This window comes from Campylobacter sp., from assembly GCF_030528245.1.
Lineage (GTDB): Bacteria > Campylobacterota > Campylobacteria > Campylobacterales > Campylobacteraceae > Campylobacter_D.
On the sequence record NZ_JAUMZG010000057.1, the window covers coordinates 1 to 2924 of the forward strand.

Genomic DNA, 2924 nt, shown 5'->3' on the forward strand with positions numbered 1-2924 from the left:
TTCGCGATTTTTTAGAAAAAGTCATTTTAATGGACGGGGGCGCGCATCAAATTTACAACGCCACAGAGGGCGGCGCGCGCATAAAGGGCACGGTAGAAAAGCCCTTTGCGGAGTGCTGCGCGGAGTTTTTACACGACAAAAAGCCTTATTTTGAAAGCCCTGCTGCCTTGGGGGAGGGAAGACAAAAGGAGCTAGCGCGAGAGCTTTATGAGAAAATAGAGCTTTCACGCAGTCTTTGCATGCAGTGGAAGGAGAAATTTTTAAGGCTTCACAGTACCTTGCAAGAGGAATTTTTACAATGTGAAAATTTAGAGCTAGATGCCGCGCTTTTAAGGCTTGATGGTCTGATGGCGAGGGCGGAGGAGGCTAGGGAGCTTGAGTTCATGCATGAGAGCTTTCACGAAATCATCCAGCCGAGTTTTATCATGTGGAATTTAAACATCGCGCGCGTCATCACCCTAAATCCTACCAGCAAGGAGGATTTGTTTAACAAAAATGCCATTTATATCAAGGAGCATTTGGAATTTATGCAGATGGCCTATGGATTATTGGACGCTCAGGAGCAAACGCTAAAAAGAGCGATCATACCCCTTAAAACGAGCCTTGAAAATGCCCTTTGAAAATAATCTCAAAGCCCTAGCACAAAGCCAGCCAGATCTAGCCGCCGCCCTTGCTAAAACATCGCCAAGCGCGATTGCGGGGGAGAATTCTAGCGAGGAAGTTTTGCAAAAATTGCTTTTTATCCGCCAAAATTACCCCCTTTATCCTGTGCTTTATTTTTACGGCTTTGTGGATGCGTTTTTTTTAAAAGCCCTGTGTCAAAGGCATAGAGTGGTGGTTTTTGAGCACGATTTGAGCCTTTTGGTGGCTGAAATTTCACGGCTTGATTTGAGCGAGGAATTTCAAAACCAACGGCTCATTTTGTGGGCGGATTTTGAAAATTTCTCCCCGCTTTTTGCCCTAGAATTCGTGCAAAACTCCGCTCTCATTTACACACTTTTGGGCCTTAGAGAGAGTGAGGAAAAGGCCGCTCTTGATGCGAGATTGCGGCAGGAATTTAGCTTTTTAGCCTTGCAAAAGGGCAATGATGCTGAGGATAACCTCATCGCCATCAGGCATAATCTTACTAACCTCCCCGCCCTTTTAAGTCGCATAGCTTTTAAGGATTTTTTAAGCGCCTATCGCTTCGCGGGCAAAAACGCCCTCATCGTATCCACAGGCCCTAGCCTCACCAAGCAACTCCCTCTTTTAAAAGAGGTGCAAGAAAACGCCGTCATTTTCGCCGCAGATAGTGCTTATAAAATCTTACGCGAGGCAGGGATTAATCCTGATTTTGTGCTGTCAATGGAGCGGGTGCATTGGACGAGTGAGTTTTTTAGGGAGGATTGGGGCGGGGAGAGCCTCTTCATCCTCTCAAGCCTCACCCATCCTAAAAGCGTGGAATTTTTAGAAAAAAATGGCAAAAATTTTATGCTTGTTTTGCGTCCTTTTTATTTTGAAAAGGCTTTAAATTTGGATGATTATGGCTATTTGGGTGAGGGGGCTAGCGTGGCAAACATGGCCTATGAGTTAGCCGCTGCCTTGCGTTTTGAGCGGATTTTTTTCATCGGGCAGGATTTGGCCTATGATAAAACAGGACTTAGCCACGCGCGGGAGTATTTTTACCTCAAGGATCATGAGGGGGATTTTAAGCAAGATGTGGGGAAATTTTTAAGCCCCGCCTACGGTGGGGCAGGCGTGGTGGAAAGCTCTTTAGTGTGGACACTTTTTCGTTGGGGGCTTGAAAGGGACATCGAAAGGGCGAAAATTTTAGGCGTGCAGACCTTTAACGCCACAGAGGGCGGCGCGCGCATAAAGGGCACAGTAGAAAAGCCCTTTAGCGAGTGCTGCGCGGAGTTTTTGCAAAAAAGAGAGGAGAAAAAGAGACTGAATTTAGAGGCTAGGAGGGTGGATTTAAAGGGTGTTTTGCACGGATTGCGCGGGCTTTTTGAGGAGGGGGAGAAGTGGCGGAGGAATTTTGAGGAAATTTTAAAAAATGAAAGCACAGAAACGCAATATTTAGCTTTGTTTAATAAAATTTATTTTGATTTTAAGGCAGGTCCTTGCCACACCGAGCTTTTTGTGGCGCTTAGTTTTCATTATGCCCAGGAGCAGGTTAAGCTGGAGGCTTTAAATGCCGATTTGAAGGATAAAATCAGCCATCAAAAACAATACGCCGTAGCGGTGCTTGGGCTTTTGCAGGAGCAAAACGCCCTGCTGGAGGGATTTTTAAGGGAAAATGATGCACTTTAACGCCAAGCAAAAAGAGCTTTTTGAAAAAAATTTAAGCGTCATCAGAGATATCTATCTCAAGGAGGCTTTAGAGAATTTAGAGCCTAAAATTTTCTGCCCCCTTTATGGTGGCGACCCTCTAGCCTTTAACCTCGAAGACATCCGCGATAAAAGCCTACTTTACCAAGATCCCATCAAGGAGCTCAACGAAACCATCGCGCGCTACAATGAAAATTACCCCTTTTATCCTGTGCTTTATTTTTACGGCTTTGGAAGTGGGATTTTATACAAGGCCCTAGCGCAAAATGCCACGCATGAGCTTTTTGTGATTTTTGAAGAGGAGCTTGAGACGCTTTATTATGCCTTTCATAATCTTGACTTTTCGCCCGAATTTGACGCGGGTAGGCTTTTGATTTTAAATTCATCCTTGCATGATGTTGAGGGGGAGTGCAATATGTTATTTGCAGTAAAAAAAGAATGCTTCTTAACCTCAAGGCTGTATTTTTTAGAGCTGCATTCTGATTATTATCAAAAATTTGACCCCCTTAAAATCAACACCATGCTAAGCTCCATCATCAAAAGCGCGATCATAGTAGCAGGCAACGACCCCAAAGACGCCCTGCAGGGCATCGAGCAGTTCGTGCTCAACATCC

General features: G+C 45.0%; 1 protein-coding gene and 2 pseudogenes. All 3 read left to right on the plus strand.

Annotation, left to right across the window (positions count from 1 at the left end; all coding sequences use genetic code 11):
* Positions 1–620, plus strand: a pseudogene (locus Q4A73_RS07240) (hypothetical protein); the annotation flags it as partial.
* Positions 610–2292, plus strand: coding sequence for a 6-hydroxymethylpterin diphosphokinase MptE-like protein (locus Q4A73_RS07245; RefSeq protein WP_303206785.1), 1683 nt, complete (start codon positions 610–612; stop codon positions 2290–2292). The pseudogene Q4A73_RS07240 and the gene Q4A73_RS07245, both read left to right, overlap by 11 nt.
* Positions 2282–2924 (plus strand): annotated as a pseudogene (locus Q4A73_RS07250) (DUF115 domain-containing protein); the annotation flags it as partial. The gene Q4A73_RS07245 and the pseudogene Q4A73_RS07250, both read left to right, overlap by 11 nt.